The 23,967-nt window shown below is 69.5% G+C and carries 20 protein-coding genes and 2 pseudogenes; 13 read left to right on the top strand and 9 right to left on the bottom strand.

Annotation, left to right across the window (positions count from 1 at the left end):
• Positions 1 to 106: 106 nt before the first annotated feature.
• The 6 genes from ACN28I_RS05330 to ACN28I_RS05305 all read right to left on the bottom strand — a co-directional run bounded on the left by ACN28I_RS05330 (position 107) and on the right by ACN28I_RS05305 (position 10,434).
• Positions 107 to 1,774 carry a hypothetical protein gene (locus tag ACN28I_RS05330; RefSeq protein WP_420941051.1) on the bottom strand — a complete coding sequence of 556 codons (1,668 nt, stop codon included), beginning with the start codon at positions 1,772 to 1,774 and terminating at the stop codon, positions 107 to 109.
• On the bottom strand, positions 1,738 to 4,506 hold the full coding sequence (locus tag ACN28I_RS05325; RefSeq protein WP_420948572.1) for an AAA family ATPase: 2,769 nt from the start codon (positions 4,504 to 4,506) through the stop codon (positions 1,738 to 1,740). Before ACN28I_RS05325 ends, ACN28I_RS05330 begins: the two co-directional genes overlap by 37 nt.
• Before the next feature lie 85 nt (positions 4,507 to 4,591).
• Entirely contained in the window at positions 4,592 to 6,076 is a 1,485-nt protein-coding gene (locus ACN28I_RS05320; RefSeq protein WP_420941050.1) for a serine/threonine-protein kinase, read from the bottom strand.
• A 141-nt stretch (positions 6,077 to 6,217) separates the two neighbouring features.
• Positions 6,218 to 9,256 carry an SNF2-related protein gene (locus ACN28I_RS05315; protein ID WP_420941049.1) on the bottom strand — a complete coding sequence of 1,013 codons (3,039 nt, stop codon included), beginning with the start codon at positions 9,254 to 9,256 and terminating at the stop codon, positions 6,218 to 6,220.
• A gap of 93 nt (positions 9,257 to 9,349) precedes the next feature.
• A complete protein-coding gene (locus ACN28I_RS05310) occupies positions 9,350 to 9,964 on the bottom strand; it encodes a hypothetical protein (protein WP_420941048.1) in 615 nt (204 codons plus the stop codon).
• Entirely contained in the window at positions 9,961 to 10,434 is a 474-nt protein-coding gene (locus ACN28I_RS05305; protein ID WP_420941047.1) for a hypothetical protein, read from the bottom strand. The genes ACN28I_RS05310 and ACN28I_RS05305 overlap by 4 nt, the downstream gene beginning before the upstream one ends.
• A gap of 305 nt (positions 10,435 to 10,739) precedes the next feature.
• Here ACN28I_RS05305 and ACN28I_RS05300 point away from each other — a divergent pair, with 305 nt between their 5' ends.
• The 13 genes and pseudogenes from ACN28I_RS05300 to ACN28I_RS05240 all read left to right on the top strand — a co-directional run bounded on the left by ACN28I_RS05300 (position 10,740) and on the right by ACN28I_RS05240 (position 20,317).
• Positions 10,740 to 12,431, top strand: coding sequence for a serine/threonine protein kinase (locus tag ACN28I_RS05300; protein ID WP_420941046.1), 1,692 nt, complete (start codon positions 10,740 to 10,742; stop codon positions 12,429 to 12,431).
• 117 nt (positions 12,432 to 12,548) lie between these two features.
• Positions 12,549 to 13,487 carry a DUF2381 family protein gene (locus ACN28I_RS05295; RefSeq protein WP_420941045.1) on the top strand — a complete coding sequence of 313 codons (939 nt, stop codon included), beginning with the start codon at positions 12,549 to 12,551 and terminating at the stop codon, positions 13,485 to 13,487.
• A 60-nt stretch (positions 13,488 to 13,547) separates the two neighbouring features.
• Positions 13,548 to 13,919, top strand: coding sequence for a DUSAM domain-containing protein (locus ACN28I_RS05290; RefSeq protein WP_420941044.1), 372 nt, complete (start codon positions 13,548 to 13,550; stop codon positions 13,917 to 13,919).
• A 206-nt stretch (positions 13,920 to 14,125) separates the two neighbouring features.
• Positions 14,126 to 15,019 (top strand): hypothetical protein, encoded by an 894-nt coding sequence (locus ACN28I_RS05285; protein ID WP_420941043.1) that lies wholly within the window; start codon positions 14,126 to 14,128, stop codon positions 15,017 to 15,019.
• 24 nt (positions 15,020 to 15,043) lie between these two features.
• Positions 15,044 to 15,742, top strand: a complete 699-nt coding sequence (locus tag ACN28I_RS05280) for a dienelactone hydrolase family protein (protein ID WP_420941042.1) — start codon at positions 15,044 to 15,046, stop codon at positions 15,740 to 15,742.
• Complete coding sequence (locus tag ACN28I_RS05275; protein WP_420948571.1) at positions 15,714 to 15,794, top strand: hypothetical protein; 81 nt, start codon at positions 15,714 to 15,716, stop codon at positions 15,792 to 15,794. Before ACN28I_RS05280 ends, ACN28I_RS05275 begins: the two co-directional genes overlap by 29 nt.
• Positions 15,795 to 15,923: 129 nt before the next feature.
• A complete protein-coding gene (locus tag ACN28I_RS05270) occupies positions 15,924 to 16,403 on the top strand; it encodes a (2Fe-2S)-binding protein (RefSeq protein WP_420941041.1) in 480 nt (159 codons plus the stop codon).
• On the top strand, positions 16,355 to 16,564 hold the full coding sequence (locus tag ACN28I_RS05265) for a (2Fe-2S)-binding protein (RefSeq protein WP_420941040.1): 210 nt from the start codon (positions 16,355 to 16,357) through the stop codon (positions 16,562 to 16,564). Before ACN28I_RS05270 ends, ACN28I_RS05265 begins: the two co-directional genes overlap by 49 nt.
• Positions 16,564 to 19,044: a xanthine dehydrogenase family protein molybdopterin-binding subunit gene (locus ACN28I_RS05260; protein ID WP_420941039.1), complete on the top strand. Its 2,481-nt coding sequence runs from the start codon at positions 16,564 to 16,566 to the stop codon at positions 19,042 to 19,044. Before ACN28I_RS05265 ends, ACN28I_RS05260 begins: the two co-directional genes overlap by 1 nt.
• 16 nt (positions 19,045 to 19,060) lie before the next feature.
• Positions 19,061 to 19,252: pseudogene (locus tag ACN28I_RS05255) on the top strand (FAD binding domain-containing protein); the annotation flags it as partial.
• A gap of 25 nt (positions 19,253 to 19,277) precedes the next feature.
• Positions 19,278 to 19,712 (top strand): annotated as a pseudogene (locus ACN28I_RS05250) (FAD binding domain-containing protein); the annotation flags it as partial.
• On the top strand, positions 19,710 to 20,051 hold the full coding sequence (locus tag ACN28I_RS05245; RefSeq protein ID WP_420948570.1) for an FAD binding domain-containing protein: 342 nt from the start codon (positions 19,710 to 19,712) through the stop codon (positions 20,049 to 20,051). The pseudogene ACN28I_RS05250 and the gene ACN28I_RS05245, both read left to right, overlap by 3 nt.
• Positions 20,052 to 20,059: 8 nt before the next feature.
• Positions 20,060 to 20,317, top strand: a complete 258-nt coding sequence (locus tag ACN28I_RS05240) for a hypothetical protein (RefSeq protein ID WP_420941038.1) — start codon at positions 20,060 to 20,062, stop codon at positions 20,315 to 20,317.
• An 18-nt stretch (positions 20,318 to 20,335) separates the two neighbouring features.
• Here the strand turns inward: ACN28I_RS05240 and ACN28I_RS05235 are convergent, their stop codons facing one another.
• From ACN28I_RS05235 to ACN28I_RS05225, 3 genes are read right to left on the bottom strand one after another with little or no spacing between them, the layout of a single operon-like run.
• The gene (locus ACN28I_RS05235) at positions 20,336 to 21,058 is read right to left on the bottom strand and encodes an RluA family pseudouridine synthase (RefSeq protein ID WP_420941037.1); all 723 of its coding nucleotides are present in this window, start codon (positions 21,056 to 21,058) and stop codon (positions 20,336 to 20,338) included.
• Positions 21,055 to 22,467 carry a M16 family metallopeptidase gene (locus ACN28I_RS05230; RefSeq protein ID WP_420941036.1) on the bottom strand — a complete coding sequence of 471 codons (1,413 nt, stop codon included), beginning with the start codon at positions 22,465 to 22,467 and terminating at the stop codon, positions 21,055 to 21,057. The genes ACN28I_RS05235 and ACN28I_RS05230 overlap by 4 nt, the downstream gene beginning before the upstream one ends.
• Positions 22,468 to 23,823 (bottom strand): M16 family metallopeptidase, encoded by a 1,356-nt coding sequence (locus ACN28I_RS05225; RefSeq protein ID WP_420941035.1) that lies wholly within the window; start codon positions 23,821 to 23,823, stop codon positions 22,468 to 22,470.
• Positions 23,824 to 23,967 lie beyond the last annotated feature (144 nt).

Genomic DNA, 23,967 nt, shown 5'->3' with positions numbered 1-23,967 from the left:
GGGGGTTGGCTGCTTGTGCCAGGCCCTGTGCTTCGAGAGGCGCTCTAGCACGGGGGTCAGCAGACGCGTCTTGAAGGGGATTGGGGTGGATTGCATGGCACTGCCCTCACTCCACCGCGGGTAGATGGGGGGCGGCCCGGCCGCGGTGGAAGCCGGATGCCGCTGTTCGAAGGGGGGATGGGTTCAAGCGTTGATGTTGGCCTCGAGGATGCTCGGCTCGATCCGCCAGAGGGCCGGGGACTGCCGCTCCACCTGGTACTGCAGGGCCTGGAGGCTCGTCCTGGAGGGACCGCATGGCGGCGGCCCCTTCCCTGTCCAACGCCAGGTACGAGAAGTCCTCGAGGAGCGACGTGCGGTGCACGTTCAGGATGAAGTTGGCGTTGACGAGGCGCTGGTAGACATCCACCGGCAGGCGCTGGCCGTTCTTGTAGACGCGCACCGGCTGCACATGCGGCCAGAGCTGGTAGTGCCACAGGCCGGTGCCCAGGGACTCGTGCTCCACGGACTCGAGGTAGATGATCGCGGCGATCAGCCGGGCCGCGCTCGAGACGGTGGGATTGCCGCCGATCAGCCTCCGGGTCCCGTTGGGAAGCAGCGCGTCCAGCTCACTCAGCCAGCGGCCGAAGTCCTCATCCCGGCGGAGCCCATCGTCCGTGTAGTACAGGCTGAGGTAGCGCTCCGCATAGGCGTGAATCACGTCGAAGAGCTCCCGGCGGTTGTCCAGGACCGGAGTGGCGAAGCCCACCTCCGGGCCCAGGATGCCGCGCTGCCGTGCGTCCTCCAGTGGATCGAACCGGGAGATGTCGAACTGCTCGTGGGTGTCATCGAGCAGCCTGCACATCTCCGGGTACTCGAAGCTGAAGATGTCCCCGTAGTCGCCGCCCGGGGTGAGCTGGCTCTTGATGGCGAGCAGGTTGCTGTCCTGCGTCCCATACACGTGAGGCCACAGCAGCCGGCGCACGGGGTGGTTGGCGGGAAGGCCATTGCGTGTCGCGATGGCGGCCGCGGAGCCTCCGATGAGGTGGACCCAGTTGAGGTGGCGCACCAGCGACATGTGCGTCGTGGCCGCGCACAGCGCGATCTTCCGCGACAGCTCCCACTTCGAGTCCCCCGGCTTGGAAACGCCCAGCTCGGAGTCGATCCGCTCCACCTGGAGCCGCTGCTCGCCGTCCGTATGGAACAGGACGTGAACGCCCAGGGGATGGAGCCCGTCCTTGTGCCCGTAGTGTTCGAGCTTCCGGAAGTCCCACTGGTAGCCGCCCTGTGAGGCCTTCTCCAGGTAGCAGGCGTAGGGGCTCGCCACGGCCAGACGCGCGAGATCGACGTCACCGGTATATTCCGCGGGAAGCTGGGGATCCTTGAACAGCTTCCGGTGGCCCGGGGTGCAGGCCGTGCCGATCGCCTTCCAATGATCCGCGTCGATGGCGGGCAGTCCCGCCTGCGTGGGAGGAAGCCAGCGTTGCAGCACCTTGTCCTGGAACCAGTAGATCCGCTGCCGCAGCCAGGAGCGGAAGGCAGGCACCGAGCGCCACACGCGCCAGGAGACCTCATCTTCGGGAAGCCGATGGGCGACCCGGACCTTCCTGACGGGAATCTCCCCCAGCAGGGTCTTGAGGCTGATCGTCTCGAGCTTCTTCCCGGTCTCCCGCGGAAGGGGGATCCTCACCACCCGGTTCTTGCTGAACTTGAACTTCGTCCATCCATTCCAGATGGAGCGCCTGCACGCCCAGAGCGTCCTCACAATGATTTGTCTGGAATTGTCGATGAACCGCATACACGTCTCTCCTTCTTCCGGCCTCGGCCGAAAGCCATACACGATGGGAGTGATTGGAAGGGTGGGCCCCGAAAATGCTCACCCATTGAGAAGGAGAGGATCGGCCTTGAATGTGACCCGGGGGTGCTCAGGGGAGCTGGGCGGGGCTCGCTTCCCGCGCGACCAGGGCCCGGGCGTCCTGTAGGTCGGGCGAGTCTCCTTCCGCGCCGAGCCGGCCGATCAGCCGCGTGAGGAGCCGCCGGGTCAACGCCGGCTTGCCCAGGTCCCGGAGCATGCGCCCCAGGCTCACCGTGGCACGCAGCTCGAAGAGGCCACCCGCTTGAGAGCGGGCCACCGCGATGGCACGCAGGAAGCCCTGTTTCGCCTCGAGCACCCTCCCCTGGGCCCGCAGGAGCTTCTCCCATCAGCCGATGGAGCTCGGCCTCGCAGCCGCGCTCCCCTGTCGTCTCCACCCAGTCCAGACCCTGACGGGCCGCCGTCAGTCCTTCCTCCACCTGTCCCAGCTTCAGGTGGAGCTCCGCGAGCACCGCGCAGTTGTTGGGCATTCCCGCCCGGACGCCCCGGGCCAGCCATCGCTCGATGCCCTGCTTGAACTCATCGAGATGATCCTCGGGCCGGCCCAGCTCGGACAGGGCCCAGAGCCGGATGAGCTTGGACCAGGAATTCCACAGCCAAAAACCCCGCTCGCTGGAGATGGCGATGGCCTCGTCCGCCCATTTCAAGGCGAGGTGCGCGTCCCTGCGGAACTGGCTGGCCGCGGCCATATAGGTCAGCGCGTAGGCCAGGGTGTGGGGGTGGCCGATGCGCCGGGCCAGTTCCAGGGATTCCCAGGCGCGCTGCCGGGACCGCTCCGGCTGGCCGAGCAGCGCGAGGACGATGGAGGTATGGGCGAGCGCCGACGTCATCGGGTTGGTCAGGTACCGCACCGCGAGCACCCTGTGCTGCTCCAGCTCGAAGTGCGAGACGGCCATCGCATGCTCGAAATATTCCAGGGACTCCCGCAGCCGGCCCCAGAAGAAGAGGTTGGTGGCCAGCATCCGGTACCCCTGGGCGAGCATCTCCTGGTTGTGCTGCCGCCGGCCCAGGTCCACCAGCCACTCGGCCAGCTCGTGCGCGAGCGGATATTCCCCTCGCGCGAAGTGGTAGGAGTAGATGCCCCAGTACGCCAGCTCCAGCCGGGGCAGCGCCTCCCCCATCTGGTAGAAGAGCTCGCGCACCCGGGCGAACGTGCGCTCCACGTCGGGGGCGCGGTAGCCCCGCATCTGCACCAGGGAAATACCCAGCGCGACCTGGATCTGCAGCTCATCGCGGCGGCGTTCTTCCGAGTCCGGCAGACGCTGCATCAACTTCAGCGCCCGGGAGAGGTACCCCACCGCTTCCGTGTAGGCGGCTTGCAGGGCGGCTTGCCGCCCGGCCTGGGCCCAGTAGTGGAGGGCCGGCAGGAGCTCGCCCGCCTCCGTGTAGTGGTGCGCGAGCACCTCGGGCCGCTCCCGCACCTCCTTGGGCGAGTGCTCCGCCAGGGCCTGCGCGATGCGCAGGTGGTACTGGCGCCGCACGCCCCGCGACAGGGACTGGTAGGCGGCCTCCTGGATGAGCGCATGCCGGAACTCGTACTCGGTCCCGCCCAGCTCCCGTTGCACCTGGAGCAGCCCCGCGTCCACGAGCCCGGAGAGCTCGCGCTGGAGCACCGCGTCGCCGTGCTCCGCCAGGGCCGAGAGGAAGGAGAACGTGAAGCCGCGGCCCACCACGGCGCACAGCTGGGCCAGCCCCTTCTGGCGCGAGGGCAGCGTATCCAACCGGGCCAGCAACAGCTCATGCAGGGTGATGGGGATGGAGTGCGGCAGGCTCTCCGGCGCGCCGCCGGAGAAGGAGGCCCGCTCCAGCACCATCCGCGTCATCTCCTCGATGAAGAGCGGAATACCGTCCGTCATGCTCACCATCTGCTGGACCATCTCGGCCGGCAGCTCCCGGGCCCCGGGCACCTCCTTCACCAACGCCACGGCCTGTCCCGCTGGCAGGCGCTCCAGGGTGATCTGGTGGTCCCAGGGATGCCGGGGCCAGGAGGGCCGGAACTCCGGGCGGGCGCTGAGGACGACCAGGAGCCGCTCCCGCTCGATGGAGTCCAGCGCGTAGCTCAGGAACTCCAGGTGGGCGGAATGGGCCCAGTGCAGATCCTCCACGGTGACGAGCACCGGCCGCTCCCGGGTCCGCTGCAACAGCAGATGGCGCAGCGCCTCGAAGGCCAGGTCCCTGCGCCGCTCGGGGATGAGGAGCTGGAGCGGGGAGCCCTCGGGCAGAGGCAGGGCCAGGAGCTGGCCGATCAGATGCGCCTGCTGGGCCGGGACCCCCTGCTTCCCCAACTGCTCCTCCAGCTCCCTCAGATGCCGCTCGGGAGTGCCCTCCACGGACAGGTGGACCATGTCCTGGAGCAGCTCGATGACCAGCGAATGGGCGCGGGCGTTGAACCGGGACCAGCACTGGATGGGGATCCACGTGACCGCCTCCGGAAGCACGTGCTCACGCAGCTCGAGGATGAGGCGGGACTTGCCAATCCCCGCCTCGCCCCTGAGCAGCACGGACGCGCCCTGCCCTCGCCGGGCCCATTCCCACAGCTCCAGCAGCCGATCCAGCTCCCGCTTGCGCCCCACCAGCGGCGTGAGCCCGCCCGCGGCGAGCGCCTGCTCTATCCGGGTGGCGGCCGGCCTCTCGCGCAGCACCCGGTGGACCGCCATGCGGACGCTCCCGGCCAGCCCGTCGAAGACCCGCGTCCCGATCGGCTCGGAGACGAAGCCCCCGCGCACCAGCCTCCAGGTCGTCTCACCGATCACCACCTCGCCCGGCCCCGCCTGGCGCGAGAGCCAGGCGGCCATGCCGGGGGCCTCTCCGTGCGGAGCCGGTGTCCGCTCCCTGGGGTCCAGCGAGACGTCCTGCAGCGCCACCCTGTCCGTCTGGATGCCCACGCTCACGGCCAACGTGGAGGGCAGGTACGGCAGTTTCCGCCGCAAGGCCGCCGGGAGATTCCTCACGAGGTGCAGCCCCGCGTGCACCGCCCGCTCCGAGTCGTCCTCCCGCACCTGATTGCACCCGAAGCACGCCAGCATCCCGCTTCCCATGTACTGGGGAGGGCAACCCCCGTGCCGCTGGATGAGCCTCCGCACAGTCCTGCTGGAAGACCGTCTCCAGCTCGCCCAGATCCTCGGAATCGAGCTGTTCGCCGAGGCCGCTGCCCGTGAGGCCCGTGAGCCTGCAGGACACCAGCGACACCTGGCGGCGCTGGGACTCGATGGAGGAAGGCCTCGCCGCTCCGGGCCTGGCCTCGGAGGCGAACAGCGATTCCAGTTCGTGCAGCTCCTCGCGCAGCTCCTGGGCTGTCTGGAAGCGCCGGGCGGGCTCCTTGGCCAACGCCGTGGCCACCAGCCCCTCCACCCTCCGGGGAATCTCCGGGCGGAAGCCGCGCACCGAGGGCATGGGCTCGCCCGAGCTCACCCGCGCACGAAGCGCCTTGGGGCAGGCATCCTGGAAGGGAAGCTTCCCTGTGAGCATCTCGAACAGCACCATTCCCGCCGCCCAGATGTCGGTGCGCTCGTCCTGCGGCTCGCCCCGCCATTGCTCCGGGGCCATGTAGGCCGGCGTTCCCGCGACCAGCACCCGCTGGACGCCGGAGAGGTCGTTGGCGATCAGGTGGGCCAGCCCGAAGTCGAGCAGCTTCACCACGCCGTGCGGGGAGATGAAGACGTTACTGGGTTTGAGATCGCGATGGATGATGTGGCGCTCGTGCGCGTGGACCAGGCCCGCGGCGATGGAGTCCAGGATCTCCAACGCACGCCGCGGCCCGGGCAGCGGCCCCTGGAGCAGCTCGGCCAGCGAGTCGCCCTCCAGACACTCCATGACGAGGAAGGGGATCCGCGGCTCACCGGGGATGCCGAGCCACTCGGCCACATCGAAGATGCGGACGATGTTCTCGTGATCCAGCCGGGCGATGGCCCGGGCCTCCTGGAGCGCCAGGCGGGTGAGCCCCCGGCGGGGCAGGAGGAACTTGAGCGCGACGATGCGCTGCAGCTCCTCGTCCCAGGCCTGGAACACCTCCCCCATGCCTCCCCGCCCCAGCAGCTTGCGGATCTCGAAACGCGAGCCATCCTTGCCGCCGAGCCGCTCCCCGAGCCGCGGCATCCGGGGCAACGGCTGCACGACGAGGAGCTCCTTCAGGAAGGAATCATCCAGATCCGAGTTCCCCGATAGGACGACATACCCGCTCGTGAGAGGAGCGAGGGTGCCGCCTTCGTGACCGGATTCGTTGCGCATTCGAGCCCCCAGCGCATTCCCAGGCATTTCCGTTCTCTGGGAGAGCGCTCCAGCATGGAAGCTATGAATGCTGTGACTGGGATGTCACGTTGCGCGGACTCATCCCCGTGCACCGGTACGGCCTGACAGCGGCCCGCCTGCTCAGTCGAGCAGCTGCATGAGGTCCGCCCGGGTGATGGCCGCGGCCCCGGAGGCCCCGCCGAGCGCGGACTCGAAGAGCGCGCGCTTCTTCTCCTGCAAGGTGAGGATCTTCTCCTCCACCGTGCCCTGGGACACCAGCCGGTACACCATCACCGGCTGCTGCTGGCCGATGCGGTGCGCGCGATCCGCCGCCTGCGCCTCCACGGACGGGTTCCACCACGGATCCACGAGGAAGACGTGGTCCGCCGCCGTGAGGTTGAGTCCCGTGGCGCCCGCCTTGAGCGAGATGAGCATCACGGGAGGGCCCTTCGGATCCTGGAACGACGCGGCCACGGCGCCACGGTTGGACGTGCCGCCATCCAGCCGGATGAACCCGATGCCCGCCTCGCGCAGCGCCGGCTCGATGAGATCCAACATGGACGTCCACTGCGAGAAGACGAGCGCCTTGTGCCCCTCCTCCACCGCGGTGCCGATCGCCTCCAGCAGGGCCTGCACCTTGGAGGACGTCTGCGCCTGCTGTCCCGGCACGAGCGCGGGATGGCACGCGGCCTGCCGCAGCCGCAACAGCGCCTCCAGGGCCTTCAGCACACTGCCGCCCTCCTCCAGTTGCGACACCACCTCCTCGCGCGTGGCGGCGTACACCGCGTCATAGACGGCGCGCTCGCGCTCGTTGAGGGTGACGTGCAGCACGGACTCGGTGCGCGGCGGGAGCTCGGGCGCCACGTCCCGCTTGAGCCTGCGCAGCACGAAGGGACGGATGCGCGCGCGCAGCCGCTCGGCCGCGCCCTTCTGGTTGTCCGACACGGGCCGGGACCACCGCTCCTCGAACTCCTTGCGCCCCCCGAGCAGCCCCTGGTTGGTGAAGTGCATGAGGCTCCACAGCTCCTCGAGCCGGTTCTCGATGGGAGTGCCGCTCAGGGCCACCCGGAAGGAGGCCTGAAGCCCATACGCCGCACGCGCCACCTGGCTGTCCGGATTCTTGATGGCCTGGGCCTCGTCCAGCACCACCGTGTCCCAGGCCCTGGCCCCGAGCACCGCCGCGTCCAGACGCAGCAGCGCGTAGGTGGTGAGCGTCACGTCGGCCGTCTCGTCCAGGGTGCGGCCGGGGCCGTGGTAGACGGAGACCTTCAGCGAGGGACGGAAGCGCTTCACCTCCGCCTCCCAGTTGGGGAGCACGCTCGTGGGGGCCACCACCAGCGTGCCGGGCCCGAGCACGCAGATGGTCTGCAGCGTCTTGCCGAGACCCATGTCGTCCGCGAGCACGCCACCGAGGCCCGCCTGCCGCAGGAAGGTCAGCCAGCTGATGCCCTGGAGCTGGTAGGGGCGAGGCGTCGCGGTGAGATCCTTCGGGAGCTGCACGTCCGGCAGCTTCTCGAAGCCCTGCACCAGGGGCGCGAGCCGCTCGAGCCCGGGCGGAGCTGGGTGCTCCAGTGCGTCACACAGTCCGGTGAGCTGCGGGAGGGCGTGGTTGGCGAGCCGCCCGTCCTTGCCGCGAGCGGCCAGCAGGTCCGCCACGCGCTGGCCGTGCGTCTTGAGCCACGCGGTGGGCAGCGGGGCCCATCCGCCGCCCTCCAGCGGCACCAGCCCGAGTCCTTCTTCCCACGCGCGCATCACCGCCGCCGCGTCCACCGAACGGGGTGCCGCGCCGGGCCCCTCCCCTTCCACCTGGAACTGGAGCGAGAAGCCCACCTGGGGCACGCCGGTCTGCGTGGCGCCCGCCTCCACCGAGAGCACGGGGCTCAGCTTCACGTTGGGGCTGACCACGCGCGCCGCGTCGCCGGTGAGGCCGCCGCGCCAGCGCCGCAGCTTGTCGGCGAGCTGCACCGCGTCCCGGCCCTGCACCGTCACGCGGCGGCCGGGCACCATGTTCAGCTCGTCGCGCAACTGGTGGATGAGCTTCTGCTCGGCGCCCTCGTCGCGCACGGGCACCGCGCCCTCGAGGTACACCATGCGCCCGTTGTCGATGCGCACCGTGGGCGGCGAGCCGTACACCAACGTGGGCAGCACCGAGAGGCCGGAGTCGAGCTGGTTGAGGTCCAGGGAGATGCGCGGCTGGAGCGTGCGATCGATGCGCGGCAGCCGCTGGCTCTTCACGTCCACCGGCATGCGCCGCGCGAGGTCCGGCAGCACCTTCCCGGTGAGGTCCCCCAACTGCTCGGGCGGGAAGACGCGCTCCTGCGGCAGACTCTCCATCCGTGAGCCGACGAGGCCCTGCTCGCCGAGCCGGCAGAGCGTGCCTCCGCACACCACGATCCCGGGGCACACCAACTCGGTGATGCGCGGGTCCTTCTCGATCTTGAGCACCGTCTGCTCGCCGCGATCCTCCACGGTGACGCGGGGAAGCACGGGCTCGCTCGAGACGGACACCAGCGCGCCGTCGAAGATGATGGTGCGCGCGGGCTCCAACACGCGCAGGAGCGCCTCGAGCCGCTCGGGAGGAAGCGCGCCCCGCGTGGGCTTGAGCAGCAGCTTGTCCGCGAGCAGATCGCACGGCTCCACCTGGATGCGAGCCGCCTCCACGGGGTTGGTGAGCACGGAGGCCAGGCTGCGCGCGAGCAGCCGCGCGGTGTTGTCGGGACGCACCAGGAGACGCTCGAGCTGGAGCCCTCCGTCCACGCGCTTGAAGCGGTACACCATGCGCTCGGGCTTCGGCGCGTTCGGAGCGGCACCCGGGCGAGGCGCGGCCTGCACCGTGTTGGCCTGGGCGGGCGTGGGCCGGGACGGCACGGGCCGGGCGGGGGCACGCTGAGCGGGGGCGCGCTGGGACACCGAGTGGTGGAGGACGATGGCGGCGGCCACCACGTGCTCACAGGGGTCCACACGGCCGCGGCAGTCACACTCCCAGATTTCGTCCTCTGGGTAGAGAACGGTGGTCAGGGGGGCGGGACGGCCGGTAGCGCGCACCCGCAGTACGGCCTCTTCCTCACCGACGGACTGCACCGAGACGGCCCCGGCGCGGGCCAGGCCCATGCCGGCGGACCAGGTGTCCGGGCGCGCTTCCTCCCGGACGGCATCGAGTAGCTCCGCGGTCAAAGACATGAGAACCGCATCCCTATCCCCACGGCGGGCCCCGCGCAAAAAAGGCATCCGCTTGGGCGACGCGGAGCCGCCAGTTCTCGCGCTCCCGCAGGCTCAGGGCACGTTGCCGAGGTTCTCCCCGAGGATCGCGTTGAGAAGCGTGGGCTGCTCCGACTCCAGGTTGAGGTGGCCGATTCGGAGGTCCGGCAAAGGCACCTCGGCCAATTCCAGGGGAAAGGGACGGTAGCCGAACGCCTCCTCGATGAGCTGCGCCAACTTCTCCGCGCAGGGCCTGGCCTCACCCGCCGGTTCGTAGGTGAGCCGTGGGCGAACGGATGTCTCGCCAACCCGAAGCGTTTCCGTCGTCGTGTAGACGAGGTACAGGGGGGCGAGGATGCTCACGGCGCCCACGACCCGGGTGACGACCCGGCCCCCCTCCGGCAAAGACGTCTCCAGATAGACGCAGCAGCGGACACAGGCCGCCATCCAAGGTTGCGTCACATCCCCGACGTCGTACCCGGGGAACACAGCCCGCAGGCGCTCCAGGAAGTCAGCCCATTCCTTCCACTCATCCAGGGCCTTCCGCCAGGCAGCACGCCACCGCTGGTGCTCGGGCGTCCGTTGGAAGGCGAGAAGCGGCTCGTCGTAGTTGTCCTCCTCAGGAGGAAAGCCCACCGGGTAGTAGTGGTGCGCCACCTGGACAAGGGATTCCCGTGTGAGCTCGTTCATTCGTCGCAATGGTAGGACACGCCGAAGTGGACCGTCTTCGCGCCCTCGGTTTCGCAGGCACCCACCCGTGCGCCCCTGATCTTCTCGTCGAGCATGGGCTCGTAGAGCTTCTTGAAGTTGATGCAATGGGTGACGTGCATGGTCGAGGGGTGGGCCTCCACCAGAACCTTGTAGATGGCCCGGTTGGCCATGTCCGCCGCCACCTCCTGCGCATGCGCCAAGGAGATATCCCCTTGGAACCGGTTGCGCTGCGGCAGGCCCACCTCGAACTTACAGATGGAGGTGGCTCCTGAATCACCTTGGGTGATTTGCGCGTGGATGCAGACCGCCCACCATCCGCCCGGTTCATTGTTGGACCTGGGCTTCTTCACGGTCGTCGTGAACTCGAAGTGTTCTGGAGTGATGCGCCCGGTCACGGTATTGCGGCCGCTGGCGCAACCGGTCAACCCTCCTGCGCCCAGCCACCACATTCCGGCGAGCACCAGCAGTCGCGGACACCGCGTGACTGGCCGTTTCCTCATCTCTGGCTCTCCCTGGCTGGGACTGCGACAACCTTGGAGGAGTGCATGAGCGCCGCCAAGGAAGCAACCCACGAGGAAGCCATGCGGGTTGTCTGACACCCCGCACGGGTGGCGGGGGTGGATGGAGCATCCCGTGCGACCCCGGCCGAGGCGCTCAACCTGCTACGTTGAGGTCCTCCGAGGTAGGCTCCATGTCCACTCCCCTCCCCTTTCCTGGTCCCGAGCGCCCCGTTCCCCTGCGCGACGAGGGGCCCATGAGTCCGCACGACACGCCGCCGCTGCCGCCCGGCACCCGCATTGGCGGAGACGTGGTAGAGGACGTGCTGGGCAGTGGTGGCTTCGCCACCGTGTACCGGGTGCGAAGCCCCGAGGGCTACGTGTCCGCCCTCAAGCTGCTGCCGCTGGATCAGGGCCCCGAGCGGGCCGCGCGCGCCTGGCGGGAGATGTCGCTGGGCACGCGCCTGCGCCACCCCAACCTCGCGCGCCAGCTCGGCGCGGGCCAGTGGCCCGAGGACAAGCCGCGCTTCCTGTGGCTGAAGTTCGAGCTGATTGACGGCTCCACCCTGGACGAGTGGGCGCCGGGGCGCACCCTGGGCGAGGTGGTGGACCGGGTGCTGGAGGTGGCGCGCGCGCTGGCGGTGTCACACGAAGCGGGCGTCCTCCACCGGGACGTGAAGGAAGCCAACATCCTGGTGCGGAGGAGCACCGGACAGGCGGTGCTGGTGGACTTCGGGGTGGGCTACCACGAGGCGTACCCCACGCTGACGAAGGGGATGTTTCCCCCGGGCACGCCGCCCTACCGCGCCCCCGAGGCCTGGGCCTATGGCCGCGCGCACGCGGGCGAGCCGGGCGCGCACTACCGGGCCGGGCCGGGGGACGACCTGTACGCGCTGGGCGTCGTCCTCTACCGGCTGCTGACGGGCCGCTTCCCCTTCCGGCCCGCCGAGCACGGGGGCGAGGACGTGGACGCGGTGCTGCACCGGGCCCCGCTGCCGCCGCACCTCATCAACCCGCGCGTGCCCCGGGAGGTGGAGGCGGTATGTCTGCGCCTGCTGGCCAAGACGCCGGAAGAGCGCTACCCGGGCGCCGTGGCGCTGTACGAGGCGCTGGAGGAGCTGCGGGCCCGCACGGACGTGGACTGGACGGTGCCACCGCACCCGGAGCGGCGGCCCCCGGAGAAGCCGCGGGCGCGCTGGCGGGTGCTGGCGGCGGTGGGCCTGGGGTTGGCCGCGGCGCTGGGAGCCTGGTGGCTCGGCTCCGGCCAGGAAGTGGCGCCCGGGGGGCACGCACCGGAACCTGTGCGGGCCGTGGCCACGCCTCCCGCCGAGGCGCCCCGAAAGGACGATGCTCCCGTGAAAACAAAGCAGCCGCAGACGTCTGGCCCCCAGCCCGAAGCCCCCGCCAGACGCCGGACGCCCGCCGTGCGCACCGCGTGTCTCGGCCTCACCGGCGCCGCCCTCCAGGCCTGCCTGGGCACCCCTCAGCAGGTGCCGCCCGTGCGCCGCGCCCCTCCTCCCGAGGCGTGCCCCGCCGGAGCCGTGGAGCTCATGACGGACACGCTCGGCCTGGACGTGGGGGAAATGAGGTCCATGGCATGGACCGAGGACAACCTCCGCACCAAGAAGCCCGTGCGCGTGGACGCGGACACGCCCCTCTTCGTGCCGGGCGACTGGGAGGCGGGGGCGCATCTCAGTCCCGGGATGGTGGGCTACAAGGTCGCGCTGCCGGACACCACCCGCTTCTTCGGGCGGCTCTACTTCGGCGAGACGCGCGTGTACGGCCGCTTCACCGAGGCCCATACGCCCACCGGGGAGACGCTCCCGGTGTGCATGGAGTTGACGGACGAGCTGGGCAACGTCGGCCTTGAGTACAGCCCCGGCAGCCAGCCGGGGAAGGTGCTGGTGGACGCCGTCGTGGGGCTGCGGGTGGTGGACCGCTTCAAATAAGCCGGCCTGGAGCCAGCACGGGCGGAAAGCCGGGCGGGCCCGGACATCACCGGACAGGAGATGTGGTAGAGGCCAACTTCCCCGGTCTCGTCCGCTCTCCCTGGAGGTTCGCGCCCCGTGTCCGTCCTGCCCGCCGTCATCCTCGTGGGAACGAGGCTGCTCTTCGCCCCCACCACCGCCGAGCCTTCACCCCTGCCCCGTTGTGAGAGGGGCACGCGCCACCTCGAGCTGACAGCGGAGGGCTCCGGCGGGGCCCCCGAGGTGTGCATCCACCCGGGGCTCTCCACCACCCTTGTCTTCGACACGAAGCTGGTCCGCATGGAGCTGGCGGGGCCAGGACGTTTCCGGGTGGCGGACCTGGGGACGGAGTCCCTGACACTCGTGCCCACGAAAGCGCTGGGAGATGGGGAGCGCGTGCCGCTGACGGTGTTCTTCCAGGACGGCGCGGCCCCGGCGAGCGCCACCTTCTCGCTGGTGGTGCACCCCTCCGAGGCCGAGCGGCAGGTGGAGGTGACGCGCGAGCCGTGCACATGTGCCTCCTGCCAGGAGGGAGAGCGGCGGGCGCGGGAGGAGGCCCGGCAATGCAGGCAGGAGAAGGCGCGGCTGGAGGCGGAGTGCGCCGGGCGGAGGGGTCTCCTGGGCCTCATCGCCCAGGGACTCCTGAGCGAGGGCGGCATCGCCGATGAGCGCATCACCAAGAGCGTCACCTGGCGCCCGGGCAATACGATCATCAGCACCCGGACACACAGCTACCGCTCCGATACCGGGCGCGTGGAGGGCGGGCACCGGGTGGTGCGGCTGGCCCTGGAGCAGGAGGTACGGAACCTGGGGACGAGGCCCTGGATGCCTACGGGTGCGGTGCTGATGGGGCCGCGACACACGGAGTGGAAGGCGCTCGGCGTGTGGACCCAGGAGCCCATCCCACCAGGGAAGACGCGCCGCATCGGGGTGGAGGTGGAGATGCCGGAGGAAGAGGCGCGCGGCACCTTCACCCTGAAGCTGTGGAGCCAGGACGGTGGCCCCGGGGAGTTCTTCGACGGCGTGACGTTCCCGTAGTCTGACCGGGCGCCCGCTCCATGCGGGGGGGAAGGCGCCGCTAAACCGCGAACGTGACGCATGAGCGAAGAAACAGATTGGGAAGAGGTACGAGAGTTAGCGGAACAGCTCGAGCGGGGCCAGCCGCTAGAACTCACTGCGTCTGTATGCGATCTCTTGCGGCGAGCAGCCCGACAAGTGGCTCTGTCAGATGATGACGCGGCACAGGGCATCCGTTCTCCCTCGGACGCGGCAACCCTCGTAGCGACGATCTCCCGGAGAATCCGCGTAGGCTCTCGGCGCTTGTCCCGTGCCATCGTGGATGCCAGCCGTCGTCAGGAAGCCGGGGATATACAAGGCGCGCGGAAGTTGTTCGAGGACGTGCTGGCCGTCGAGGTGGTGCCGCTGTACCGGGAGATTGCTCAAACGCAGTTGAATGCGTTGGAGGACTAAGCCAGGAGGGGTAAGTCCTGTCAGGGGGGGAGGTTCCGGCTGCGATGGGGAGCAACTGGTCCGATTGTTGGACCAGTCGGCACGCCGCGCGGCCGGAAGGTGCCCCGTGCTTTCCCGCAGGAGCACCCTGAAAGAACTTACTTCCACCGGCTTGGAGCGCCCCAGACGTGTTGTGCTGTCACGAGCACACGCCCACAATCCCCCCCATGTCAGCGGGTCAAAGCTACCTCATCATCGGCGCGCAGCTCCTGATCAACGTACTGGTGCTCTTTGGCGCCATGCTCGTGATGGCCATGGCGGACGAAGTGAACCGCGGGCGTCCGCTTCCCCCGCTCTCGACGGCGCTCACGTGGCTGTCGCTATTCCTCGCCCTGGCGCCGGTCATCGTGGCGGTGCTCGTCTTCGTCGCGCGGTGGCGGACGGGCGAGAAGCTTCCCACCCTGATGCTGTGGTCTCCCCTCCTCGCCGCGATCGTCGCGGTCCCCTTGTTCGCGCTCGCGGTGCGCACCACGGCGGACGTGGCGACTCGCAGCCGCGAGGAGGCGGAGCGCCAGGCGCTCGAAGCGGTCCGCTCGTCCGTCAGGGCCGGTTCCGACGAGCGGGTGTGCGAGCTCGTCAACCTCGACCCGCGCGCGACACCGGACGAGGTGAACCGTTGCTTCGCGAAGCTCCAGAGCCTGAGGGGCGAGGCCCTGTGGCGGGAGCTGCAATGGTTCGTCCGCGGCCAGCACTTCCACGCCTGGAATGCCCAGCAACTCGGGCAGTCGGAGGAATGGAACAACCGTTGGATTCCCGTCGTCCCCGCCGAGAGGCAGAGCGGCTTCCTGAAGCTGTTCTTCGAAACCTGGATGGCGCGGCCGGACTTCCTCCGGAGCCGGGAGGATCGACGCCTCTGCTGGTTCACCCTCATCGACGTCTTCAGCGGCCAGGAGTGGTCCGAGGAGGCGAGAGCGGCGATGCGCACCACCGTCGTCCCCGAGCTGCGCCGCCGGCTGTCCGGGCCCTCCGCACCGGCAGTGCCCGAGGGCAGCGACGATCTGTCCAACGAAGAGCTGCTCAAAAACCTCGATTCGATGGCTCGCGAGGATCGCGGCGGCTGACCGAACACACAGAGGAGCGGGATCATGCAAGACGTCGACATCAAGACCCGTGAAGGAACGATGGACGCGAAGCTGTTCCATCCGGACGGACATGGACAGGGGCTGGGACAGGGGCCTGCCGTCATCCTGCTGACGGACGCCATGGGAACCCGGCCGGTGTTCGAGGCCATGGCGCGCCGGCTGGCGAAGGCGGGTTACGTCGTCCTGCTGCCGAACGTCTTCTACCGCGAGGGACGCGCGCCGCTCCCCAACATGCACGGCTCCTTCGCGGACGAGGCGTTCCGCAAGCGCATCCTGGGGCTCATCGCGACGTTGACGCCCGAGCGGGTGATGATGGACGCCGCCGCCGAGCTCGACTTCCTCGCCGGACAGCCGGAAGTGAAGGGGCAGCGGGTGGGCGTGGCCGGCTACTGCATGAGCGGCGCCATGGCGGTGCACATGGCGGCCGCGTTTCCGGATCGGATCGCCGCGGCGGCCTCGTTCCATGGAGGGCGGCTGGCCACGGACGATCCCCACAGCCCCCATCTCGTGGTGGGCAAGGTGAAGGGCGAGCTCTATTTCGGCCATGCGGACCAGGACGGCTCCATGCCGGCCGAAGCCATCGCGCGGCTGGAGGCCGCTTTGAAGGAGGCCGGCGTGAAGGCGCAATCCGAGCTTCTACGCCGGCGCTCGCCACGGCTACGCGGTGGAGGGCATGGCCTCCTACGACAAGGACGCCTCTGAACGGCACTGGAGCAAGCTGCTCGAGCTGTTCGGCCGGACGCTCCAGGCCTGAGCGTCCGGGACCGCCCCCCCCGGCCGCGCATTGTTGACGAAGCGAAGCTGGAGACACACACGTCACATTCCCGGCTGGGCCTCCACGAGATTGCTCCTGTAGCTTGATTGTCGAGAGGAGCGTTCGACATTGGCCCCATCCGATGATGACTCCGTCCCCCATCCCCCGCAGCCCCAGCTCAGCCGCCGCGCTTTCTTCAAGGGCGCGGGTGCTTCCGCCCTGAGCGCCACCCTGGCCCCCTCCGCCGCGCAAGCAGCGGACGCCGGGCCCAAGGTGCTCGGCCCCGAGCCTTCCTCGCTGTCCCTCTCCATCAATGGCCGCACCGTGACGGTCCAGGCCGATCCCGGCACGACGCTGGCCGAGCTGCTGCGCCACCAGCTCGGCATGACGGGAACGAAGGTGGGCTGTGACCGGGGCGCCTGTTCGGCCTGCACCGTCTGGCTCGACGGCGAGGTCGCCGCGAGCTGCATGACGCTGGCCTTCGATGCCCGGGGCCGGAAGGTCACCACCATCGAGGGGCTGTCCAAGGGTGAAGACTCCACCCCGTTCAACGCGCCTTCGTGGAGAACGATGCGCTCCAGTGCGGCTTCTGCACTCCCGGCATGGTGATGAGCTGCGCCGCGCTGGTCGAGCGCAATCCGAAGTGCACGCTCGACGACGTGAAGCAGGCGGTCAGTGGTCATCTCTGCCGGTGCGGCACCTATCCCAACGTCTTCAAGGCGACCCTGGCCGCGGCCCAGGGAGGCGGAAAGGCAAAGGGGAAGAGCTGATGCAAGACGTCAAGGACACCACCGATAGCCGGGCTTCCAACAAGCCCGGTGGCGGGAAGCAGCAGGAACAGCAGGGTGCTCCCCAGCAGCCCCCGCCGAATCCGGGGCCCTCGAGGCAGCAGGCCATGCCGTACGGGATTGTCGGCGCGAGCATGAAGGAGGTCACCCGGCGGGTGCCGCAGGACGAGCCCCCTCCCCTGCCCGAGAACGCGAAGCTCAAGTCCATTGGCAAGCCGGTCTCGCGCCTGGACGGCATCGAGAAGGTCACCGGCCGGGCCCGCTACACCTTCGATGTGCAGCTTCCCGGAATGCTCTGGGGCAAGTGGGTCGCCTCGACGCTGCCCCATGCGCGCATCAAGTCCATCGACACCTCGGCGGCCGAGCGCTACCCGGGCGTGCGGGCCATTCACATCCAGGAGCGCCTGCTCTCGTCCGCGCAGCTCCGGGATCCCAAGGCGGAGCAGAACACCCGTTACCCCACGGTCCGCTACGCGGGCCAGCCCATCGCGGCGGTGGCGGCCGACAGTCCCCGGGCCGCCGAGGCCGCGGCGAAGCTGATCAAGGTCGAGTACGAGCCCCTCCCCCATGTCTCCGAGCTCGAGGAGGCGATGAAGGAGAACGCGCCTCGGGTCTTCCCCGGTCCCACCGAGCAGCCGGCGACCGCGGGAGGCGGAGGCGCGCCCCCGGGCCTTCCCCAGAAGGGCAACGTGCGCGGTCCCGACACGAAGCCGCGCGGCATCGGTCCGCGAGGTGACATCGCCCAGGGGCTTCGCGAGTCCGACGTGGTGATCGAGGCGGAGTACCGCACCCAGGTGCAGACCCATGTGCCCATGGAGCCGCACGGGATCGTCGCCGATTGGAAGGACGACGAGCTCACGATCTACGCCTCCACCCAGTTCGTCTCGAGCGTCCGGGAAGACGCGGCCGAGCTCTTCGATCTGCCGAAGAGCAAGGTCCGGGTGATCAGCGACTTCACCGGCGGCGGCTTCGGGGCGAAGTACGGCATTGGCAACTACGGGCTGCTCGCCATCCACCTGTCGCGCAAGGCCCGGGCGCCGGTGCGGATGATGCTGGATCGCCGCGAGGAGCACGTCTCGGGCGGCAATCGTCCCAACAGCCTCCAGCGGCTCAAGCTGGGCGCGAAGCGCGACGGCTCGCTCGTGGCGCTCCAGGTCCAGTCCTACGGCAGCGGAGGCGTGGCCGGTGGCGCGGGCGTCGGCTTCTGCCACTCCACGCTCTACCAGTGCCCCAACGTGCTGGTGGAGCAGCACGACGTCTTCACCAATGCCGGGCCCTGCGCCGCCTTCCGGGCTCCCGGTCAGGTACAGGGCATCTTCGCCCTGGAGCAGACCATCGACGAGCTGGCGGAGAAGATCGGGATGGATCCCCTCGCGCTGCGGGGGAAGATCGACGTCTCGGACACGGACGATTGCGTGGCCCGCGCCCACGAGCGCCGGATCGGAGCCGAACGGGCTGGCTGGAACAAGCGGCGGCCCGCGGGCGCAGACAAGGGACCCATCAAGCGGGGAATCGGGTTCGCCCAGTCCCAGTGGCTCTACCTGGTCCAACCCAACAGCGCCTGTGAGGTGCGGGTGTCGGGGGATGGCTCCGTCGAGGCCTTCAGCAGCACGCAGGACATCGGGACGGGGACGCGGACCATCCTGGCGCAGGTGGTGGCGGAGGAGTTCGGCCTGCGCGCCGAGGACATTGGCTCCCATATCGGGGACTCCCGTTATCCGATGGGGCCCGCCTCGGGCGGCAGCCGCGTCACCAGCTCCCTGACTCCCGCCGCCCGCAACGCCGCGTACCGCTGTGCCCGGGAGCTGGCCTCACGGCTCGCCCCCGTGCTCAAGGCGAACGCGGACGACATCGTCTTCGCCGACGGCAAGGTGATGGTGAAGGGCAAGGCCTCGTCGGCGATGCCCTTCCGCGAGGCGGTCAAGAAGGCCGGGTTCGAGGAGATCTCCCACCGGGCCGAGCGCCGTGACGACTACGAGGGGTACGTGTTCACGACTCCCGACATGGCCCTCAGCAAGCATGGAATCGGAGGCGTGCAGTTCGCCGAGGTCGCGGTCGACACGGAGACGGGCATCGTCAAGGTGGAGCGGGTGGTCGCGGTGCACGACTGCGGGCGCCCCATCAACCCCAAGCTCACCGAGAGTCAAATCTACGGAGGCGTGATTCAAGGCGTGAGCTACGCCCTCTACGAGGAGCGGCACCTGGATCCCGCGAGCGGGCAGCAGCTCAACGCCAACGTGGATCAGTACAAGATCGTCGGCTCGCGCGAGGTGCCGAAGATCGAGGTCATCCTGCTCGAGCAGCTCGGGGCGCAGTCCTCGACGGATGCGCGAGGAGTCGCCGAGCCCGCCAACGTGGCGACGGCGGCGGCGGTGGCCAATGCCTTCTACAACGCGACGGGCAAGCGCATTCGGACGCTCCCGATGACGCCCGCGAACGTGCTCGCGGCGCTGCGCGGCTGAGCCGAACGGAGGATGCATGCAGAGCTTCGAATGGGTGGATGCGGAATCCGTGGAGCAGGCCGTCTCGCTGCTGGGTGAAGGCAGCGAGCGCAAGCCGGTCGTCGCGAAGGCCGGCGGCATGGATCTGCTGGACTTGATGAAGAACGGCGTGGTGGCCCCTCACCGGGTGGTCAACCTCAAGACCATCAAGGGACTGGACGGGGTGCGCTTCGACGCCAGACAGGGCCTGGAGGCTCGGCGCGATGGTGACGCTGGCCCAGGTGTCACGGGAGCCCGAGGTGCGCCGCCGCTACGGGGCGCTCGCGGAGGCGGCGGAGCATGCCGCCACGCCCCAGGTCCGCAATGCCGCCACGATGGGAGGCAACCTGCTCCAGCGGCCCCGCTGCTGGTACTTCCGCTACGACCACTTCCACCAGGCCGGTGGCGATGACGTCGAGCGGGTCCGCTCGGGGCAGAACCAGTATCACGCCATCTTCGACAACCAGCGCACGGTGATGGTGCACGCCTCCACTCCGGCCACGGCCCTGGTGGCCTACGGGGCCTCGGTCGAGCTGACCGGCCCCGGGAGCAAGTCGCGGGTGGTGCCCGTGTCCGAGTTCCTGCTGGCACCGGACATGAAGCGTGCGACCGACACGCTCATCGCGCCCAACGAGCTGTTGACGCGCGTGCGCCTCCCGGCGCTTCCGGCGGGAACGAAGTCGGCGTACCACAAGCAGGGCGAGCGGGAGAGCTACGACTGGCCCATCTGCGACGTCGCGGTGGTGCTGCGGATGGATGGAAAGGTCATCCGGCAGGCGTCGATTGCCATGGGCTGGGTCGCTCCCACGCCCCGGCGGTCGGCGGAGGCGGAGAAGCTCCTCGTGGGGAAGACGCTCAATGAGGAGCTCGCCCGGCAGGCGGCGAAGGCCGCCGTGAGTGGGGCGACGCCGCTGTCGAAGAACGCCTACAAGGTCCCGGTCCTCGAAGCGGTGATTCGCCGGACGGTGCTCGCCGCCGCGGCGGCCTGAGGGAGCGCATGGACTCGAGCACCGACAAGAAACCGCCGTGTGTCTGCCGGCGCGTGCGTTCGAAGGGAACGCCGGGCGTCCGGTACGACTCGGCGGTGGACTGGGAGACGGGCTACGTCTCGACCGCGACGTTCTGGTGCGTCGCGACGGGAGAGAGCGTGGGGCCCGACGACGAGCAGGTGCACCCGCATGTCTGCGGAGAGCGGCGCCTGTGCTTCCGCGCCCCCTCCGACGAACGGTCCGAGGGGTCACGGGTCCTGGAGTGAGCTACTCGGGATAGACCCTCACCCCGGCCCTCTCCCAGAGGGAGAGGGAGCTTTGCGCAGCAACTGCACGGTCCTCGCCATGTCCTCGGGGAGCGGGGACTCCAGCGCCCTCGCCTCCACTCCGGGCAGCGCCGGCAACTCCAGCCTCGCCGCGTGCAGCGGCGTGCGCGCCAGCACCACGTCCTCCCCTTCCCCGCCCACGTCCTTCGCCTTCAACGGCTCGTCCCGCCCGTACTGGTGATCCACCAGCAGTGGGTGCCCCTCGGACAGCAGGTGCACGCGGATCTGATGCGTCCGCCCCGTCATCGGCTCGGCCTCCACCAGCGAGGCCGCCGTGAACACCTCCACCGGCCTCACCCGCGTCCGCGAGGGCTTGCCCTCCTCGCCCGGCCTCGCCACCCGCATCCGCCCCTTGCGCGCGGGCACCAGCGCCGCGTCCACCACCCGCGGCGCCTCCACCCGGCCCTCCACCAGCGCCAGGTAGCGCTTGTGCACCTTCCCGGACTCGAAGGCCATCGACAGCGTCCGGTGCACCGCGGGCTCCAGGGCGAACACCATCACCCCCGACGTGTCCCGATCCAACCGGTGCACCACGTACACCTTCCGCTTCAGCTCCGCTTCCAGCACCTCGCGCAGTGACGGGCCTCCGCCCTCACCCCGCCCGGGGATGACCAGCATCCCCGCGGGCTTGTCCACCGCGAGCAGCCCCGCGCCCTCGAAAAGAACGCGGACGCCGCTCACTCGTAGTCCGAGGCCGGTACCACCGTCACCGGCCCCAGCCCCGTGAGCTGCTTCTTCACCTCGGACGCCTTGCCCACCAGCACGATGAGCGGCGGCTGCGCGAACAGGTACTTCGCCGCCACCTCCACCGTCTGCTTCGGCTTCACTTCCAGCAGCCGCTCGCGGAACTTCTCCACCCAGTCGTCCCCGAGCCCGTGCACCCGGATGTCGCTGATCACCGAGGCCACCGACTCGTTCGTCTCCGTCCGCAGCGGGTACAGCCCCGCCAGGTAGCGCTGCGCCTTCTTCAGCTCCGCCGGGGTGATGCCCTTCGCGCGCACCTTCGCCACCTCGGCGAGCGACACGTCGATGATCTCCCGCGTCTTCTCCGTCTGGGTGAACGTGGAGATGCCGAACACGCCTCCCGCGTTCATCATGTCGAAGTAGCTGTGGATGCCGTACGTCAGGCCGCGCTCCACGCGCACCTCGTTCACCAGCCGCGAGGTGAAGCCACCGCCGAGCACGTTGTTCATCGCCGCGGCCGGGAAGTAGTCCGGATGGCCCACCCGGAAGCCCGGCCCGCCGATGCGCACCTGCGTCTGCGTCTGCTCCGGCTTGTCCACCACCAGGATCCGGCCCGTGGCCAGCTTGTCCCCCGCCGGCAGCTCCACCGGCGCCTCCGGTCCGCCCTCCCAGCCCGCGAAGGCCTTCTCCGCCTCGCGCGCCACCAGCTCCGGGTCCACCGCGCCCACCACCGACAGCAGCGCCACCCGGGGCCCCATCCGCTCGCGGTGGAAGCGCACCAGGTCGTCCCGCGTGAAGGTCTTCACGTGCGCCGCGCTGCCACCCACGTCATGCCCGTACGGGTGGTTGCCCCACAGCGCCCGCGTGAAGGCCCGGTCCGCCACCACCGACGGATCATCCAGGTCGTTCACGAAGCCCGCCAGCGCCCGCTCGCGCGCCAGCTCCACCTCGCGCTCCGGGAAGGACGGCTCGCGCACGAGCTGCCCCAGCACCGCCAGCATGTCCGGGAAGTGCTCCGCCGGCGTGGTGACGAAGAGCGACAGCACGTCCTCGCTGCTCCCCACCGAGAAGCTCGCGCCCACGAACTCGATCGTCTCGTCGAGCTCGTCCGCGCTCATCTTCGCCGTGCCCCGGCGCATCAGCCGCGCCGTGAAGTCCGACAGGCCGTGCTTGTCCGCAGGATCCACCGAGCTGCCCGCGCGGATGACCAACCGCATGGCCACCAGCGGCAGCACTCCGCGCCGGGCGGCCAGCACCTTCAGCCCGCTGGACGTGGTGCTCTCGTGCAGGGCGGGCAGCCTCACGGCGGCCGGAGCGGGCTCCGCCTTCCGTGCCACCTTCTTCACGGCCTTCACCGCCTTGGCCGCCACCTTCTTCACCGTCTTCTTCGTGACTCGGGGGGCCATCTACTGGGCGTCCTTTCCGTCAGCGGCTGCGTCAGCGGCTTCTTCCGGGGCTCCCCCCGGCGCGGGGACGAGCGTCACCACCGAGCGGCGCTCGGGAGCGAAGTACTTCGCCGCCACCGCCTTCACCTGCTCGTTCGTGACGGCCGCGTACACCGAGGGCAGCGTCAGCCCGTCCCGCCACGAGCCCAGCAGCGCCTCGTAGTGGCCCATGGCGTGCGCCCGCCCGCTGTTCGTCGCCAGCTCCCGCAGGTGATCCGCCCGCAGGTTGTTCTTCGCCTTCTGCAGCTCGCGCTCCGTCAGGCCCTCGGCGGCCACGCGCGCCAGCTCCGCGTACAGGGCCTCCTCCACCTTGCGGGGATCCGAGTCCTGCTTCAGCTCCAGGTAGACGATGATGGCGCCGGGATCCACCCTCCACCCCCAGTCCACCATCACCGACACGGCGAGCTGCGTCTCGTAGACGAGCTTCTTCACCAGCCGGCTGCCCTCGCCCTTCGTCAGCGCGTACTGGATGATGTCCAGCACGAGCGTGTCCTCGTCGCGCGCCGCCGGGCCGTGCCAGGCGAGCATCAAGGCCGGGGACTGGGCGGGGTGGCGCACCTCGGCGCGGCGCTCGCCCTTCTGCACGGGCTCGGCGTTGAGCACGGACTCGGGCTTGGGACCCTTGGGAATGTCCCCGTAGTAGCGGCGCACCAGCGCCAGCGTCTTCTTCGGATCGATGTCCCCGCAGATGTAGAGCACCGCGTTGTTGGGCGCGTAGTACGTGCGGAAGTACTGCTCGCAGTCCTTGCGGGTGATGTTCTCGATGTCCTTCTCCCACCCGATCACCGGCCAGCGGTACGCGTGGGCCTTCCAGATGAGCGTGCCCAGCTCCTCGTCCATCGTCCCGGTGATGTCGTTGTCCACGCGGACGCGGCGCTCCTCCATCACCACCTGGCGCTCGCTCTCCAGCGCGTCGTCGTCGATGCGCAGCGAGCGCATCCGGTCCGACTCGAGATCCAACACGGTCTCCAGCGCGTCCGCGGCGAAGTCCTCGTAGTACACGGTCATGTCCGTGGACGTGTACGCGTTGGAGCGGCCGCCGTTCGACTCGAGCACCTTGTCGAACATCTTGGGGCCGTACTTCCTGGCCCCGTTGAACATCATGTGCTCGAACAGGTGGCTGATGCCGGTGATGCCCGGGCGCTCGTTGCGGCTGCCCACCTGGAAGAAGGTGTAGAGGCTCACCACCGGCGTGTCGTGGTTGGCCAGGAGACGGACGCGGAGGCCATTGGGCAGCGTGGCCTCCTGGACGTCGAAGAGGGACTGCAGGACGGGATCCGCCTTGCGCACGGCGGGGTTCGCGGGTGCCTTCGCCATAGGTGTCCTACCGTATACACGGCTTCCCTCTGGGGGAAGCACGGGTTTCGGCCCCCGAGTGTCGGGCACTCACAATCTGAATCTTCCAAGGCTTCCGCGGCCCGGGGGCACGCCGCGCCCGGCCACGGCATACTTCCGGCCTTC

The sequence above is a fragment of the Archangium gephyra genome (genome assembly GCF_049060025.1).
GTDB classification, from domain to species: Bacteria; Myxococcota; Myxococcia; order Myxococcales; family Myxococcaceae; genus Archangium; species Archangium gephyra_A.
Note: the sequence above shows the minus strand (reverse complement) of the source record. Positions and strands in the feature narration are given on the sequence as shown.

Coding starts and splice junctions, on each gene's coding strand:
- ACN28I_RS05330 (WP_420941051.1), bottom strand. CDS start 1,774: ATGCGGTTCATCGACAATTCCAGACAAATCATTGTGAGGACGCTCTGG.
- ACN28I_RS05325 (WP_420948572.1), bottom strand. CDS start 4,506: ATGGCGGTCCACCGGGTGCTGCGCGAGAGGCCGGCCGCCACCCGGATA.
- ACN28I_RS05320 (WP_420941050.1), bottom strand. CDS start 6,076: ATGCGCAACGAATCCGGTCACGAAGGCGGCACCCTCGCTCCTCTCACG.
- ACN28I_RS05315 (WP_420941049.1), bottom strand. CDS start 9,256: ATGTCTTTGACCGCGGAGCTACTCGATGCCGTCCGGGAGGAAGCGCGC.
- ACN28I_RS05310 (WP_420941048.1), bottom strand. CDS start 9,964: ATGAACGAGCTCACACGGGAATCCCTTGTCCAGGTGGCGCACCACTAC.
- ACN28I_RS05305 (WP_420941047.1), bottom strand. CDS start 10,434: ATGTGGTGGCTGGGCGCAGGAGGGTTGACCGGTTGCGCCAGCGGCCGC.
- ACN28I_RS05300 (WP_420941046.1), top strand. CDS start 10,740: ATGAGTCCGCACGACACGCCGCCGCTGCCGCCCGGCACCCGCATTGGC.
- ACN28I_RS05290 (WP_420941044.1), top strand. CDS start 13,548: ATGAGCGAAGAAACAGATTGGGAAGAGGTACGAGAGTTAGCGGAACAG.
- ACN28I_RS05285 (WP_420941043.1), top strand. CDS start 14,126: ATGTCAGCGGGTCAAAGCTACCTCATCATCGGCGCGCAGCTCCTGATC.
- ACN28I_RS05280 (WP_420941042.1), top strand. CDS start 15,044: ATGCAAGACGTCGACATCAAGACCCGTGAAGGAACGATGGACGCGAAG.
- ACN28I_RS05275 (WP_420948571.1), top strand. CDS start 15,714: ATGGCCTCCTACGACAAGGACGCCTCTGAACGGCACTGGAGCAAGCTG.
- ACN28I_RS05260 (WP_420941039.1), top strand. CDS start 16,564: ATGCAAGACGTCAAGGACACCACCGATAGCCGGGCTTCCAACAAGCCC.
- ACN28I_RS05240 (WP_420941038.1), top strand. CDS start 20,060: ATGGACTCGAGCACCGACAAGAAACCGCCGTGTGTCTGCCGGCGCGTG.
- ACN28I_RS05230 (WP_420941036.1), bottom strand. CDS start 22,467: ATGGCCCCCCGAGTCACGAAGAAGACGGTGAAGAAGGTGGCGGCCAAG.
- ACN28I_RS05225 (WP_420941035.1), bottom strand. CDS start 23,823: ATGGCGAAGGCACCCGCGAACCCCGCCGTGCGCAAGGCGGATCCCGTC.